This is a genomic window from Cupriavidus sp. OTU4054, assembly GCF_038440175.1.
GTDB lineage: Bacteria > Pseudomonadota > Gammaproteobacteria > Burkholderiales > Burkholderiaceae > Cupriavidus > Cupriavidus pauculus_D.
This window is the reverse complement of record NZ_JASATF010000058.1, coordinates 1-12,722: the sequence shown is the minus strand read 5'-3', so window position 1 is coordinate 12,722 and position 12,722 is coordinate 1. Positions and strand designations below refer to the sequence as shown.

Here is a 12,722-nt window from a genome sequence, read left to right as displayed (position 1 = left end):
ACCTATAACAAACATTTAAAAACCCCCCCCCGGCCGGGGGGGCGCGGGCCCGGGCGCCGCCAACAGGAGAAACCCGATGAAACTCATCATTGCAGTCATCAAGCCGTTCAAGCTCGACGAGGTGCGCGAAGCACTGTCCGACGTGGGCGTGTCCGGCATTACCGTGACCGAGGTCAAGGGCTTCGGACGCCAGAAAGGGCATACCGAGCTCTATCGCGGCGCCGAATACATCGTCGACTTCCTTCCGAAGGTGAAGATCGAAGTTGCCGTGCCGGACGACGTGGTCGATCGCGCCATCGAAGCCATCGAGAAGTCGGCGCGCACCGGCAAGATCGGTGACGGCAAGATTTTTATCGCACCGATCGAACAGGTCATCCGCATTCGCACCGGCGAGACCGGCGGCGATGCCCTGTGAGACAGAGACACAAAGACAAGAGGTTAATCCAATGAAAACCTGGTTCAAGCGAATCCTGACAGCCGGCGCGATGTCGCTGGCACTCGGCACGGCCGCACTCGGCCTGTCCACCCATGCCGTGGCGCAGGACAAGCCCGCCGCCGAAGCCTCGGCGCCGGCAGCCGCCGCCGCCGCGGCCCCGGCCGCCGCACCCGCCGCTGCCGCTCCGGCAGCAGCCGAAGCCGCTCCCGCCGCAGCACCGGCCCCGGCGCCCAACAAGGGCGACACGGCCTGGCTACTGGTCTGCACGGCGTTCGTGATCCTGATGACGCTGCCTGGCCTCGCGCTGTTCTACGGCGGCCTGGTGCGATCGAAGAACATGCTGTCGGTGCTGATGCAGTGCCTGGTGATCTTCTCGCTCGTGTCGATCCTGTGGGCGATCTACGGCTACAGCTTCGCGTTCACCGAAGGCAATGCGTTCTTCGGCGGTACCGACCGTCTCTTCATGAAGGGCCTCAACGCCGACGCCGTCGGCGCGACCTTCAGCAAGGGCGTGGTCGTGCCGGAACTGGGCTTCTTCGCCTTCCAGTGCGCGTTCGCGGCCATTACCTGCGGCCTGATCATCGGCGCCTTCGCCGAGCGCGCCAAGTTCTCGGCCGTGCTCGTGTTCGTGGTCCTGTGGTTCACGTTCTCGTACATCCCGATGGCCCACATGGTCTGGTTCTGGCCGGGTCCTGACGCCTACACCGACGCTGCTGCCGCAACCGCCGCAACCGCGAAGGCTGGCTGGCTGTTCCAGAAGGGCGCGCTCGACTACGCAGGCGGTACCGTGGTGCACATCAATGCGGCCGTCGCCGGTCTCGTGGGTGCCTTCATGTACGGCAAGCGCATCGGCTTCGGCCGCGAAGCGATCCGCCCGCACAGCCTGACGTTCACGATGGTCGGCGCCTCGCTGCTGTGGTTCGGCTGGTTCGGCTTCAACGCCGGCTCGGGTCTGGAAGCCAACGGCGGTGCCGCCCTGGCCTTCGTCAACACGCTGCTGGCCACCTGCGCCGCCGTGCTGTCGTGGACCTTCGGTGAGTGGATCGGCAAGGGCAAGCCCTCGATGCTCGGTGGTGCCTCGGGCGCCGTCGCCGGCCTCGTGGCGATTACCCCGGCCGCCGGCTTCGTCGGCCCGATGGGCTCGATCGTGATGGGCCTCGTTGCTGGCCTGCTGTGCCTGTGGGGCGTGACCGGCCTGAAGCGCATGCTCGGCATGGACGACTCGCTCGACGTGTTCGGTGTGCACGGCGTGGGCGGTATCGTCGGCGCGCTGCTGACCGGCGTGTTCGCGGCACCGAGCCTCGGCGGCGTGGGCATCTACGACTACGTGGCCAACAAGGTGTCGGACGACTACTCGATCGCCGGACAGGTCTGGATCCAGTTCGAAGGCGTGCTGACCACCGTGGTGTGGTCGGGCATCGTGGCCCTGGTTGCCTTCAAGCTGGTTGACATGCTGATTGGCCTGCGCGTCCCCGAAGAGGAAGAGCGCGAAGGTCTGGACATTACCTCCCACGGCGAGACCGCTTACGAGGTGTGATCCACAAAAGTGTTGTGCTGGAGAGCTGATTGGGAATCTTCTCTCAGGAGTTTTGCCCGGCCTTGTGCCGGGCTTTTTCTTTTCTGCGCCGCCCCACGCGAGGCGCGGCAACGGATCGGAGCAGTTTTCGCAGAGTGCTTAACTCCGATCTTAAAAAGTCTCAATTGTCTTTAAGTGGTGGCGCACATACAGTGCCAGTGAGGCAGTTTCCTCCACCTGCAGAACGCTCCCCGTATCTGTCAGGCCATTTCAAAGCGCGGCTCCCGCCGCGCTTTTTTTTCGTCCAAGCTGTCGCCGATCTTTCGGCTTCGCTCGTCCGTTTGAAATCCGCCCGATCGTCCCCACATGGGCTGCATTCACCAGCCTGCGCATAATGTTATGCGAACCATGCCTGCAGGCTATTGGCCGTTCCTCTACAATCGGGGCGGACAATAAAGACGATCAATTAGGATGGATATGGTCCCGCATCTCATCACCGCTCTGAACGGTCCACTGCTCGAACTGGAAAAGAAGATACTGGACGCCACACCGTCCATCGAGCGCTGGTTCAGGCTGGAATGGCAGGAACATACGCCTCCGTTCTACTGTTCGGTGGACCTGCGCAATGCCGGTTTCAAGCTGGCGCCGGTCGATACGAACCTGTTCCCGGGCGGTTTCAATAACCTCGCCCCGGAAATGCTGCCGCTGGCCGTCCAGGCCGCGATGGCCGCGATCGAGAAGATCTGCCCGGACGCCAAGAACCTGCTGCTGATCCCCGAGCGCCATACGCGCAACATGTTCTATCTGCAGAACGTGGCGCGATTGTCGCTCATCATGCGTCAGGCTGGTCTCAACGTGCGGCTTGGCTCGCTTTCGGAAGACATCACCGAACCGACCCCGATCGAGCTGCCGGACGGGCAGACGCTCGTGGTCGAGCCGCTGACGCGGCTGGGCACCAAGGGCCGACGCCTGGGGCTCGAGAACTTCGACCCCTGCTCGATCCTGCTGAACAACGACCTGTCGGCCGGTGTGCCGCCCGTGCTCGAGAACATCAACGAGCAGTACCTGCTGCCGCCGCTGCACGCTGGCTGGTCCACGCGCCGCAAGAGCAGCCACTTTGCCGCCTATGACGAGGTGGCCAAGAAGTTCGCGCGCCTGATCGACATCGACCCGTGGATGGTCAATCCGTACTTTGCGCGCACGTCGGGCGTGGACTTCCACGAACGCGTGGGCGAGGAAGAACTGGCGGACGCGGTGGAAGGCGTGCTCAAGAAGATCGCGAAGAAGTATCGCGAGTACGGCATCAAGGAAACGCCGTATGTCGTGGTCAAGGCCGACGCCGGTACCTACGGCATGGGCATCATGACCGTGCGCGATCCGTCCGAGGTCAAGGGCCTGAACCGCAAGGAACGCAACAAGATGAGCGTCGTCAAGGAAGGCCTCGAGGTCTCCGACGTCATCATCCAGGAAGGCGTGCACACGTTCGAGAAGGTCAACGAGGCCGTGGCCGAGCCGGTGGTCTACATGATCGACCGCTATGTGGTCGGTGGCTTCTACCGCGTGCACACGGGCCGCGGCAACGACGAGAACCTCAACGCGCCGGGCATGCACTTCGTGCCGCTGGCCTTCGCGCCGAACGGGATTCCGGACAGCCACGCCAAGCCGGGCGCGGCCGTGCCGAACCGCTTCTATATGTATGGCGTGGTGGCGCGCCTCGCGCTGCTGGCCGCGTCGATCGAGCTCGAGAAGACCGACCCGAACCCGATCCTCTGATTCTGATCTCCTGATTCCAGCCTCGGACATCCATGCGCATTCTCTTCATCACCGATCCGCTCGAGACCTTCAAGACGTACAAGGACTCCACCTACGCGATGATGACCAAGGCGGCGTCCCGCGGGCACGAGCTGTTCTTCTGCCTGCAGTCGCAGCTTTCGCTCGCGGACAACGTGGTCGAGGCCACCGTGCGTCCGCTCGACATTCGCGACGACGCGCATGACTGGTTCCGCCTCGGCGAGCCGGCACGGCAGCCGCTCGCGGCGTTCGACGCGGTGCTCATGCGCAAGGACCCGCCGTTCGACATGGAATACGTGACCAGCACGTGGATGCTGGAACTGGCGGAAGCGCAGGGCGCGCGCATCTTCAACAAGCCGCGCGCCATCCGCGACCATTCGGAGAAGCTGGCCATCGGCCGCTACCCGCAGTTCGTCACGCCGACGCTGGTCACGCGCGATGCCGACCGCATCCGCGCGTTCCATGCCGAGCACGGCGACATCATCGTCAAGCCGCTCGACGGCATGGGCGGCATGGGTATTTTCCGCGTGGGCCCCGACGGCATGAACCTCGGCTCCATCGTCGAGACCCTCGGCGAAAACGGGGCGCGCACCCTGATGGTGCAACGCTTTATCCCGGCCATCAAGGAAGGCGACAAGCGCATCCTGCTGATCGGCGGCAAGCCCGTGCCGTACTCGCTCGCGCGCATTCCGCAGGGCAGCGAGATTCGCGGCAACCTGGCCGCCGGCGGCCTCGGCCGCGCGCAGGCGCTCAGCGCGCGGGACCGCGAGATCGCGGAAACGCTGGCGCCTGGGCTGTGGGAGCAGGGCCTGCTGCTGGTGGGCCTGGACGTGATCGGCGACTACCTGACCGAGGTCAATGTGACGAGCCCGACGTGTTTCCAGGAAATTACGCAGCAGACCGGTTTCGACGTAGCGGGCATGTTTATCGACGCGCTGGAAGCAGCTGTCGCGGAGACGGACCGACGCTAGCGCGCCACAGCGCCGGCCTAATTGGCGGGCGCGGGCACCCGTCGGCAGGATAAGCGGATTGGCCCGAAGGGGTGCCTGCTACAATTCGAGCATCCCAACGCGCTCACCACCATGGCAGGAATTCTCATCATCGCGCATGCACCGCTGGCTTCGGCGCTGCGCGATTGCGCTGCCCACGTCTACTGCGGCCAGCCTCCGCAGCTCGAGGCCATCGACGTCGCTCCCGACGCCGATCCCGCAGCCGTGCTGGCCGAGGCGCGACGACGCCTGGCCGCGCTCTGCGAGGACAACGGCGCGCTCGTCCTGACCGATATCTTCGGCGCGACGCCCGCGAACATCGCGGCGCGCCTTGCCGAGCCCGGCCGCGTCAAAGTGCTGGCCGGCGTCAATCTGCCCATGCTGGTTCGTGCCATCTGCTATCGCGCGGAGAAACTCGACCAGCTGGCGACCAAGGCCCTGGCCGGCGGCGCGCAGGGCGTGCTGCAGGTCGGCGCCACCACCGTTCAGAACCAACAAGCCAACCACCCCGATAAATATGCTGCAGAGGGACACCACCATCATCAATAAGCTCGGGCTGCACGCCCGGGCCTCGGCCAAGCTGACCCAACTCGCCGGAAAGTTCTCGAGTCAGGTCAAGATGTCCCGCAACGGGCGGCAGGTCGATGCCAAAAGCATCATGGGGGTGATGATGCTTGCGGCCGGAATCGGTTCGACGGTGACGCTGGAGACCGACGGCCCCGACGAGCAGGAGGCGATGGACGCGCTGCTGGCGCTGATCGCCAATCGGTTCGGCGAGGGAGAATAACGCGCGTCCTCGACGCGCGTATCCAGCGCTTTCTTCAACGTTCCCGATCGGAGCGGTTCATGCCCTTTGCCTTGCACGGCATTCCGGTTTCGCGTGGCGTCGCCATCGGGCGCGCCCACCTTGTCGCGCCCGCGGCGCTCGACGTCTCGCACTATCTGGTCGATGAAGACCGGATCGAAGCGGAGGTCGGGCGATTGCGCGATGCGCGGGCCGCGGTGCGCGCGGAACTGGTCACGCTGAAGCGGGACCTGCCGCGCGACGCGCCGGAGGAAATGGGCGCATTCCTCGACGTGCACGCGATGATCCTCGACGACGAGGCGTTGTCCGAGGAGCCCGAGGCCCTGATCCGCAACCGCCGCTACAACGCGGAATGGGCGCTGACGACGCGGCTCGAGGAGCTGATGCGCCAGTTCGACGAGATCGAGGACGAGTACCTGCGCGAGCGCAAGGCCGATATCGAGCAGGTCGTCGAGCGGATTCTCAAGGTGCTGGCCGGCGCGCCCGTGCTCGCACCGGCGCCCGTTCCCGCACTCGCCCCGGATGGCGAACCCGCGCCGGGCGTGATCGTGGTCGCGCACGATATCTCCCCGGCGGACATGCTGCAGTTCCGCCATACCGTCTTCCACGGCTTTGTCACGGACCTCGGCGGCCGGACCTCGCATACCGCGATCGTCGCGCGCAGCCTCGACATTCCGGCCGCCGTGGGCGTCAAGAGCGCCAGCGAGCTGATCCGCCAGGACGACTGGATCATCATCGACGGCGACGCGGGTCTCGTGATCGTCGATCCGTCGCCGATCATCCTCGAGGAATACCGCCATCGCCAGAGCGAGCGCGCGCTGGAGAAGAAGCGCCTGCAGCGGCTGCGGCATACGCCCGCCGTCACGCTCGACGGGCTCGAGATCGAACTGCTCGCCAATATCGAGATGGCCGAGGATGCGGGCGCCGCGCTCTCGGCCGGCGCCGTCGGCGTGGGCCTGTTCCGTTCCGAATTCCTGTTCATGAACCGCCGCGACGAGTTGCCCGGCGAGGACGAGCAGTTCGCGGCCTATCGCGGCGCCGTCGAGGCGATGCACGGCCTGCCCGTGACGATCCGCACGATCGATATCGGCGCCGACAAGCCGCTGGATTCCCGCAACGACGATTTCGAGACCGCGCCGAACCCGGCGCTGGGCCTGCGCGCGATTCGCTGGTCGCTGTCCGAGCCGGCGATGTTCCTGACGCAGTTGCGCGCGCTGCTGCGCGCGTCGGCGTTCGGCCCTGTGCGCCTGCTCATCCCGATGCTCGCGCATGCGAGCGAGATCACCCAGACGCTGGACCTGATCGAGCAGGCCAAGCGCCAGCTCGACGAGCGGGGGCTGCCGTACGACCCGGGCGTCAAGGTCGGCGCGATGATCGAGATTCCCGCGGCCGTGCTGCTGCTGCCGCTGTTCCTGCGCCGCATGGACTTCCTGTCCATCGGCACCAACGACCTGATCCAGTACACGCTGGCGATCGACCGGGCCGACAACGCCGTCGCGCACCTCTACGATCCGTGCCATCCGGCGGTGCTGCAGCTGGTGGCCCGCACCATTCGCGAAGCCAACCGTGCCGGCGTGCCGGTGGCGGTGTGCGGCGAAATGGCCGGCGACCCCGCGATGACGCGGCTGCTGCTGGGCATGGGCCTGCGCGAGTTCTCGATGCACCCGTCGCAGCTGCTTCGCGTCAAGCAGGAGGTCATCCATGCCGACTGCGAACGGCTCGGTCCGCTCGTCGACCAGGTGCTTGCCTCGTACGAGCCGGACGAGCTCAGCGCCGCGTTGCAGCGCGTCACACAACCCTGAAATCTTCAGGGTTATTCACCTTGATGTGATGGACTCGCCGTCACTTTCCTGACCGGAAGTGACGGCTTCCGCGCTCTGTTGCGCGGATAAACCATGGGTGTTTAATGGGAATTGTTATCATTTTCGATCTCTGTTAATCTTCCTCAAACGCGCCGACATGCCGGTGTCGCGCAAGCCCCCGAGGAGTAAGTTGTGTACGTCTGCATCTGCAATCAGGTCACCGATCACGAGATTCACGGCGCTGCCCATCTTGGCGTTTCGACCATGGATGAGCTGGCCGAGACGCTTGGCGTTGGCACTTGCTGCGGACGTTGCACCGACTGCGCGAAGGAGGTCCTCGCCGAAGGCGTGGCCGCGGTTCGCAATATGTCGCCCGCTCCCACTATCTCCACGATCCAGATTGTGGAGATTTCTTCCTGTTCGGCTGCTGCCCCACGTGCGATAATGGACGCTCGGGACCCGGCAGTCGCGAACGATCAGCGTACAGAGCTCGTTGCTTAAGTTCTGACCACGCTGCGTCATCTGAATTTGCTTGTGTGAGGCGTGCCAGCGGAGATGCTCCGCGGCGCGCTTTTGTGCTTTTGCATTTTCGACTGCGGGCCCGCTTGCACACTTAGGAGCCCTGTATGAAAGGTGACAAGAAGGTCATCCAGCATCTGAACGCGCAGCTCAAGAACGAGCTGACCGCGATCAACCAGTATTTCCTGCACGCGCGCATGTACCGCCACTGGGGCCTGAAGAAGCTCGGCGATGTGGAGTACAAGGAATCGATCGGCGAAATGAAGCATGCCGACCGCCTGATCGACCGCATCCTGATGCTCGACGGCCTGCCCAACCTGCAGGATCTGCACAAGCTGCTGCTCGGCGAAGACACGCCCGAAATGCTGAAGTGCGACCTGAAGCTGGAGCAGACGGCCCACGCCACGGTCAAGGAAGGCATCGCCTACTGCGAGTCCGTCGGCGACTACGTCAGCCGCGAGATCCTCGTCGATATCCTCACGGATACCGAAGAGCACATCGAATACCTGGAAACGCAGCTCGACCTGATCGACAAGGTTGGCCTGCAGAACTATCTGCAATCGCAGATGGAGCCCGGCGAGCAATAAGCGCCGGTCCAAGGTCGTACCGCCAGCCGCTGAAGCGATTTCCGGCAGCGGTCGGCACGGCGCGTGACGCTGACTGGCGTCACCGCTTTGTGCGCGATGAGGCAATAACCGTTCTCATTCGGATTCTTGTCTTCATCCAGTCATCGGTTTATCGGGCCCCGCGGTTTGCTCCGCCGTCAGGGTGCCCGGTACCGGTGACCCCCTCCTACGCTCCCCCGCAGATCTCGCAGTCCGGCGCGCGCGCCAGCCGCATCTCGTTCCATTCCATCGTCAGCGCATTGACCATCAGCAGCCGCGCGGCCAGTGGCCTGCCGACGCCGGAAAGCAGCTTCAGCGCTTCCGCCGCCTGCACCGTGCCTACCATGCCGACCAGCGGCGCAAATACGCCCATCGACGCGCAGGCGGCCTCCGGGGCCGGTACCGACGGGGGAAACAGGCATCCGTAGCACGGCGCGTCCGGCTGGCGCAGGTCGTACACGCTGACCTGCCCGTCGAAGCGCAGCGCCGCGCCCGAGACGAGCGGCACGCGATGCGCGACGCAGGCGCGGTTGATCGCGTGACGTGTGACGAAGTTGTCCGTGCAGTCGAGGACCACGTCGGCCTGTGCCACGAGCGGGCCGAGCTCGGCGTCGCTCACGCGCCTTGGCACGAGCTGGATATCGAGGTCGGGATTGATGCGGAGCATCGCCTCGCGGGCCGACTCCACCTTCGGGCGTCCGACGTTTGCCGTGGTGTGCACGATCTGGCGCTGCAGGTTGGTCAGATCGACGTCGTCGTCATCGACGATCGTGATATGGCCCACACCGGCCGAGGCCAGGTAGGGGAGGGCCGCGGCCCCGAGACCGCCGGCGCCGATCACGAGCGCGTGCGCGGCCAGCAGGCGTTCCTGGCCCTCGATACCGAATTCGTCCAGCAGGATATGGCGCGAGTAGCGCAGCAGTTGATCGTCGTTCATGGCAAAGGCGGAGCCGGGGCTGAAAACAAAAACGGCCCGCTGTCGTGAAACCGCGGGCCGTGCGAGGGGGAATGCAGCGCTACCGGATCAGCGCGCCTTGCCGGTCGGCGTGCCGAGCGGTTCGCCGATCGGTGCGCTGGCGGGCGGCTGTGCCGGCGCTGCCGGCTTGGCCGGTGCGCTCTTGCCCGCGGGCTTGGCGGCCGGCTTCGACGTGTCGGCCGGCTTGGCGCCGTCCGGCTTCTCGTCGGGCTTGCCGGCAGCCTGCGCGAGTTCGAGGCGCGACTTCGACTTCTTGACCGGCTGGCCGCTCAGCTGCGCGATGGCCTGCTGGAGCATGAAGTCGTCGTTCGAACCGAACTCCACGGGTTTCTTGCGGCGTTCCTTCTCGCGTTCTTCCGGCGACTTCTTCGCGTTCTCTTCCTCGAGGCGGCGCAGTTCTTCCACGCGGCGCTGTTCGCGCTCGGCCATTTCAGGTTCTTCCGATTCCTGCTTGTTGTGCAGGTGGCGCTCGGTGTCGATTTCGCGCGTGATCAGCGCGTCGTCGGGATCGCCCTCGGGATTCTGATCGACCGGGACGTCGGGGCGGATGCCCTTGGCCTGGATCGACTTGCCGGTCGGCGTGTAGTAGTACGCGATCGTCAGCTTGATACCCGTGTCGTTCGTCAGCGGGCGCACGGTCTGCACCGAGCCCTTGCCGAACGTGGTCTTGCCCATGATCAGCGCGCGGTGATGATCCTGCAGCGCGCCGGCCACGATTTCCGAGGCCGAGGCCGAGTACGCATTGGTCAGTACGACCATCGGAATCTTCTTGAACAGCGGCGGCAGATCCTTGAGCGGATCGTCTTCGAGCGACGACAGGCGGTAGTTGTTGAACGACGCCTTGTACACGCGCTTGGCGTCGGGCACCTGGCCGTTCGTCGAGACCACGGTCGCATCTTCCGGCAGGAAGGCCGCGGCCACGCCCACGGCGCCCTGCAGCACGCCGCCACCGTTGTTGCGCAGATCGAGGATCACGCCCTTCAGGTTCGGATTCTTCTGCGCCATCTCGGTCAGCTTGCGGCCGAGGTCGGCCACCGTGCGTTCCTGGAAGCTCGTCAGGCGGATCCAGCCGATGTCATGGTCGAGCATCTTGGTCTTGACCGACTGCACGCGAATCTCGGCGCGCGTGATCGAGACCGGGAACGTGCGTTCCTCGCTCTTGCGGTAGATCGTCAGCGTGACCTTGGTGCCCGGCTCGCCGCGCATGCGCTTGACCGCCTGCTCCAGCGGGAGGCCGCGCACGGGCTTGTCGTCGATACGCGTGATCAGGTCGCCCGGCTGGATGCCGGCGCGGAACGCGGGCGTGTCCTCGATCGGGTTGATGACCTTGACCAGGCCTTCTTCCTGCGAGATCTCGATGCCGAGGCCCGCGAAGCGGCCGCGCGTGCCTTCCTGCAGTTCCTTGAAGTCCTTCTCGTCCAGATAGGCCGAGTGCGGATCGAGGCTGGCGACCATGCCCTTGACGGCTTCGGTCAGCAGTTTCTTGTCATCGACCGGCTCGACGTATTCACGCTTGATCTGCCCGAAGATATCGGACATCAGCCGCAGCTGGTCGAGCGGCAGCGGTCCGGAAGAGTTCTGCGCCGTCGCCGAAATCTGCAGCGTGGCGAGCACGCCGGCAACGACGCCGATGGAGACGAGGCTAATGTTCTTGAGCGACTTACGCATGAGGGCAGCCTGAACGTGTGAGGATTTTGCCTGATGGAATCCGGTCGGCGCCGCGGCGCATGCCACGGCGGGTGCCTGGACCGGATTTGTCCGACAGTATAAGAGGGTGTGGGAAAAAAGGCCTGCGCGTCACCGCGTGACGGTGGGCGCGGCCACATTGGCAACCCGCAAGGCGGCTCGCCGGCGTGGCCGGATCATCCCGAGTCCCCCGCCGGACGGTCAGCGTGCCTTGCCCTGGTTGGCCACGGCGGCCAGCGAAGCGGCGATGGCGTCCGCGTCGCCGAGGTAGTAATGGCGCAGGGGTCGCAGGTCGGCGTCCAGTTCGTACACGAGCGGGGTGCCGTTGGGAATATTGAGGCCGACGATGTCGTCATCCGAAATCTGATCCAGGTACTTCACCAACGCGCGGATGCTGTTGCCGTGGGCGGCAATCACCACGCGCTTGCCGGATTTGATATCTGGAGCGATAGATTCGTTCCATAGCGGAATCACGCGGGCCACCGTATCCTTCAGGCACTCGGTCAGCGGGATCTGCTCGCGCGGCACGTTCGCGTAGCGCGGATCGTTGAACGATGCGCGCTCGTCGCCGGGCTCCAGGGCCGGCGGCGGCGTATCGTAGCTGCGGCGCCAGACCAGCACCTGCGCGTCGCCGAACTTCGCGGCGGTCTCGGCCTTGTTGAGGCCCGACAGCGCGCCGTAGTGGCGTTCGTTCAGGCGCCATTCGTTGCGCACCGGAATCCACATCAGGTCCATTTCGTCCTGGACGTGCCACAGCGTGCGGATGGCGCGCTTGAGGACGGAGGTGTAGGCGATGTCGAACGACAGGCCCGCTTCCTTGAGGAGCTGGCCGCCCTGACGTGCCTGGGCGGCGCCGGTTTCCGTCAGATCGACGTCGACCCAGCCCGTGAAGCGGTTTTCGAGATTCCACGTCGATTCGCCGTGGCGGATGAGAACGAGCTTGTACATGCTGCTTCCAGGGAGTAGAAAACCTGCCGGCGCGGCGGCGCCGAAGCGGCGCGGCCCGCACCCCACAAAATGAAGGGTGGCGCCAAACCGCGTATTTTATAATGCCGCCGACTCAACCCAACGGAAATGCCAACGTGAATTTCTTCGCCGACTACAACAACCTGGCCCTGCTCGCGATCGCGGTGGTCTCCGGCGGCCTGCTGGCCTGGCCGGCCATCGTCCGCGGAACGAGCGGCAAGAGCGTCAATACCGTCGCCGCCACGCAGCTGATGAACAAGCGCAACGCGGTGGCCGTGGATGTGCGCGACGCCGCCGAGTATGCAAAGGGCCACCTGCCTCAGGCGAAGAGCGCGCCACTTGCGGACCTCGCCAACCGCGCCGCCACGCTGGCCAAGGACAAGGCCGCCCCGATCATCGTGATCAGCCAGACTGGGCAGCACCTGGGGAAGGCTCAAGCAGCGTTGAAGGAAGCGGGGTACAGTGAGGTCTACGCGCTCGAGGGCGGCATGGCCGCCTGGCAGCAGGCCGGTCTGCCGGTCGTCAAGTAACAGGCCCGGCGGCCGGTCACGGCTGCCTTATTTTTCAGCTGTCGCGGGGGGGGGGGGCGCGGGGGGACCCGCCCCCCCCCAGTAGGACAAAGAGATTTTTG

The 12,722-nt window shown here is 65.1% G+C and carries 13 protein-coding genes; 9 read left to right on the top strand and 4 right to left on the bottom strand.

Going from position 1 to position 12,722, the window contains the following annotated elements:
* Positions 1-76: 76 nt before the first annotated feature.
* From AAHB16_RS32525 to ptsP, 7 genes are all read left to right on the top strand, one after another.
* The gene (locus AAHB16_RS32525) at positions 77-415 is read left to right on the top strand and encodes a P-II family nitrogen regulator (RefSeq protein WP_109582230.1); all 339 of its coding nucleotides are present in this window, start codon (positions 77-79) and stop codon (positions 413-415) included.
* Between the two features lie 31 nt (positions 416-446).
* Complete coding sequence (gene amt / locus AAHB16_RS32520) at positions 447-1,973, top strand: ammonium transporter (RefSeq protein WP_342052924.1); 1,527 nt, start codon at positions 447-449, stop codon at positions 1,971-1,973.
* A 456-nt stretch (positions 1,974-2,429) separates the two neighbouring features.
* Complete coding sequence (gshA, locus tag AAHB16_RS32515) at positions 2,430-3,725, top strand: glutamate--cysteine ligase (RefSeq protein WP_109582795.1); 1,296 nt, start codon at positions 2,430-2,432, stop codon at positions 3,723-3,725.
* Positions 3,726-3,757: 32 nt separating this feature from the next.
* On the top strand, positions 3,758-4,714 hold the full coding sequence (gene gshB, locus AAHB16_RS32510; protein WP_342052923.1) for a glutathione synthase: 957 nt from the start codon (positions 3,758-3,760) through the stop codon (positions 4,712-4,714).
* A 111-nt stretch (positions 4,715-4,825) separates the two neighbouring features.
* Complete coding sequence (locus AAHB16_RS32505) at positions 4,826-5,281, top strand: PTS sugar transporter subunit IIA (RefSeq protein WP_150372941.1); 456 nt, start codon at positions 4,826-4,828, stop codon at positions 5,279-5,281.
* A complete protein-coding gene (locus AAHB16_RS32500; protein ID WP_150372940.1) occupies positions 5,250-5,519 on the top strand; it encodes an HPr family phosphocarrier protein in 270 nt (89 codons plus the stop codon). Before AAHB16_RS32505 ends, AAHB16_RS32500 begins: the two co-directional genes overlap by 32 nt.
* A gap of 59 nt (positions 5,520-5,578) precedes the next feature.
* Entirely contained in the window at positions 5,579-7,339 is a 1,761-nt protein-coding gene (gene ptsP, locus AAHB16_RS32495) for a phosphoenolpyruvate--protein phosphotransferase (RefSeq protein ID WP_150372939.1), read from the top strand.
* Positions 7,340-7,456: 117 nt separating this feature from the next.
* On the opposite strand, the gene AAHB16_RS32810 is transcribed toward ptsP, so the two are convergent.
* The gene (locus AAHB16_RS32810) at positions 7,457-7,861 is read right to left on the bottom strand and encodes a hypothetical protein (RefSeq protein WP_446718158.1); all 405 of its coding nucleotides are present in this window, start codon (positions 7,859-7,861) and stop codon (positions 7,457-7,459) included.
* Between the two features lie 104 nt (positions 7,862-7,965).
* Between AAHB16_RS32810 and bfr the strand changes: the two genes are divergently transcribed.
* Positions 7,966-8,445, top strand: coding sequence for a bacterioferritin (gene bfr / locus AAHB16_RS32485; protein ID WP_011296489.1), 480 nt, complete (start codon positions 7,966-7,968; stop codon positions 8,443-8,445).
* Between the two features lie 205 nt (positions 8,446-8,650).
* Here the strand turns inward: bfr and AAHB16_RS32480 are convergent, their stop codons facing one another.
* The 3 genes from AAHB16_RS32480 to gpmA all read right to left on the bottom strand — a co-directional run bounded on the left by AAHB16_RS32480 (position 8,651) and on the right by gpmA (position 12,073).
* Positions 8,651-9,400: a HesA/MoeB/ThiF family protein gene (locus AAHB16_RS32480; RefSeq protein ID WP_150372937.1), complete on the bottom strand. Its 750-nt coding sequence runs from the start codon at positions 9,398-9,400 to the stop codon at positions 8,651-8,653.
* A gap of 87 nt (positions 9,401-9,487) precedes the next feature.
* Positions 9,488-11,107: a S41 family peptidase gene (locus tag AAHB16_RS32475; protein WP_150372936.1), complete on the bottom strand. Its 1,620-nt coding sequence runs from the start codon at positions 11,105-11,107 to the stop codon at positions 9,488-9,490.
* Positions 11,108-11,326: 219 nt separating this feature from the next.
* Positions 11,327-12,073, bottom strand: coding sequence for a 2,3-diphosphoglycerate-dependent phosphoglycerate mutase (gene gpmA / locus AAHB16_RS32470; protein WP_150372935.1), 747 nt, complete (start codon positions 12,071-12,073; stop codon positions 11,327-11,329).
* A gap of 134 nt (positions 12,074-12,207) precedes the next feature.
* On the opposite strand from gpmA, the gene AAHB16_RS32465 reads away from it, so the two are divergent.
* The gene (locus AAHB16_RS32465; protein ID WP_150372934.1) at positions 12,208-12,621 is read left to right on the top strand and encodes a rhodanese-like domain-containing protein; all 414 of its coding nucleotides are present in this window, start codon (positions 12,208-12,210) and stop codon (positions 12,619-12,621) included.
* The last annotated feature ends 101 nt before the right edge of the window (positions 12,622-12,722 follow it).

Bases quoted from the DNA above. Each gene is read 5' to 3' on its own strand.
- AAHB16_RS32525 (WP_109582230.1), top strand. From the start codon at position 77: ATGAAACTCATCATTGCAGTCATCAAGCCGTTCAAGCTCGACGAGGTG.
- amt (WP_342052924.1), top strand. From the start codon at position 447: ATGAAAACCTGGTTCAAGCGAATCCTGACAGCCGGCGCGATGTCGCTG.
- gshA (WP_109582795.1), top strand. From the start codon at position 2,430: ATGGTCCCGCATCTCATCACCGCTCTGAACGGTCCACTGCTCGAACTG.
- gshB (WP_342052923.1), top strand. From the start codon at position 3,758: ATGCGCATTCTCTTCATCACCGATCCGCTCGAGACCTTCAAGACGTAC.
- AAHB16_RS32505 (WP_150372941.1), top strand. From the start codon at position 4,826: ATGGCAGGAATTCTCATCATCGCGCATGCACCGCTGGCTTCGGCGCTG.
- AAHB16_RS32500 (WP_150372940.1), top strand. From the start codon at position 5,250: ATGCTGCAGAGGGACACCACCATCATCAATAAGCTCGGGCTGCACGCC.
- ptsP (WP_150372939.1), top strand. From the start codon at position 5,579: ATGCCCTTTGCCTTGCACGGCATTCCGGTTTCGCGTGGCGTCGCCATC.
- AAHB16_RS32810 (WP_446718158.1), bottom strand. From the start codon at position 7,861: ATGACGCAGCGTGGTCAGAACTTAAGCAACGAGCTCTGTACGCTGATC.
- bfr (WP_011296489.1), top strand. From the start codon at position 7,966: ATGAAAGGTGACAAGAAGGTCATCCAGCATCTGAACGCGCAGCTCAAG.
- AAHB16_RS32480 (WP_150372937.1), bottom strand. From the start codon at position 9,400: ATGAACGACGATCAACTGCTGCGCTACTCGCGCCATATCCTGCTGGAC.
- AAHB16_RS32475 (WP_150372936.1), bottom strand. From the start codon at position 11,107: ATGCGTAAGTCGCTCAAGAACATTAGCCTCGTCTCCATCGGCGTCGTT.
- gpmA (WP_150372935.1), bottom strand. From the start codon at position 12,073: ATGTACAAGCTCGTTCTCATCCGCCACGGCGAATCGACGTGGAATCTC.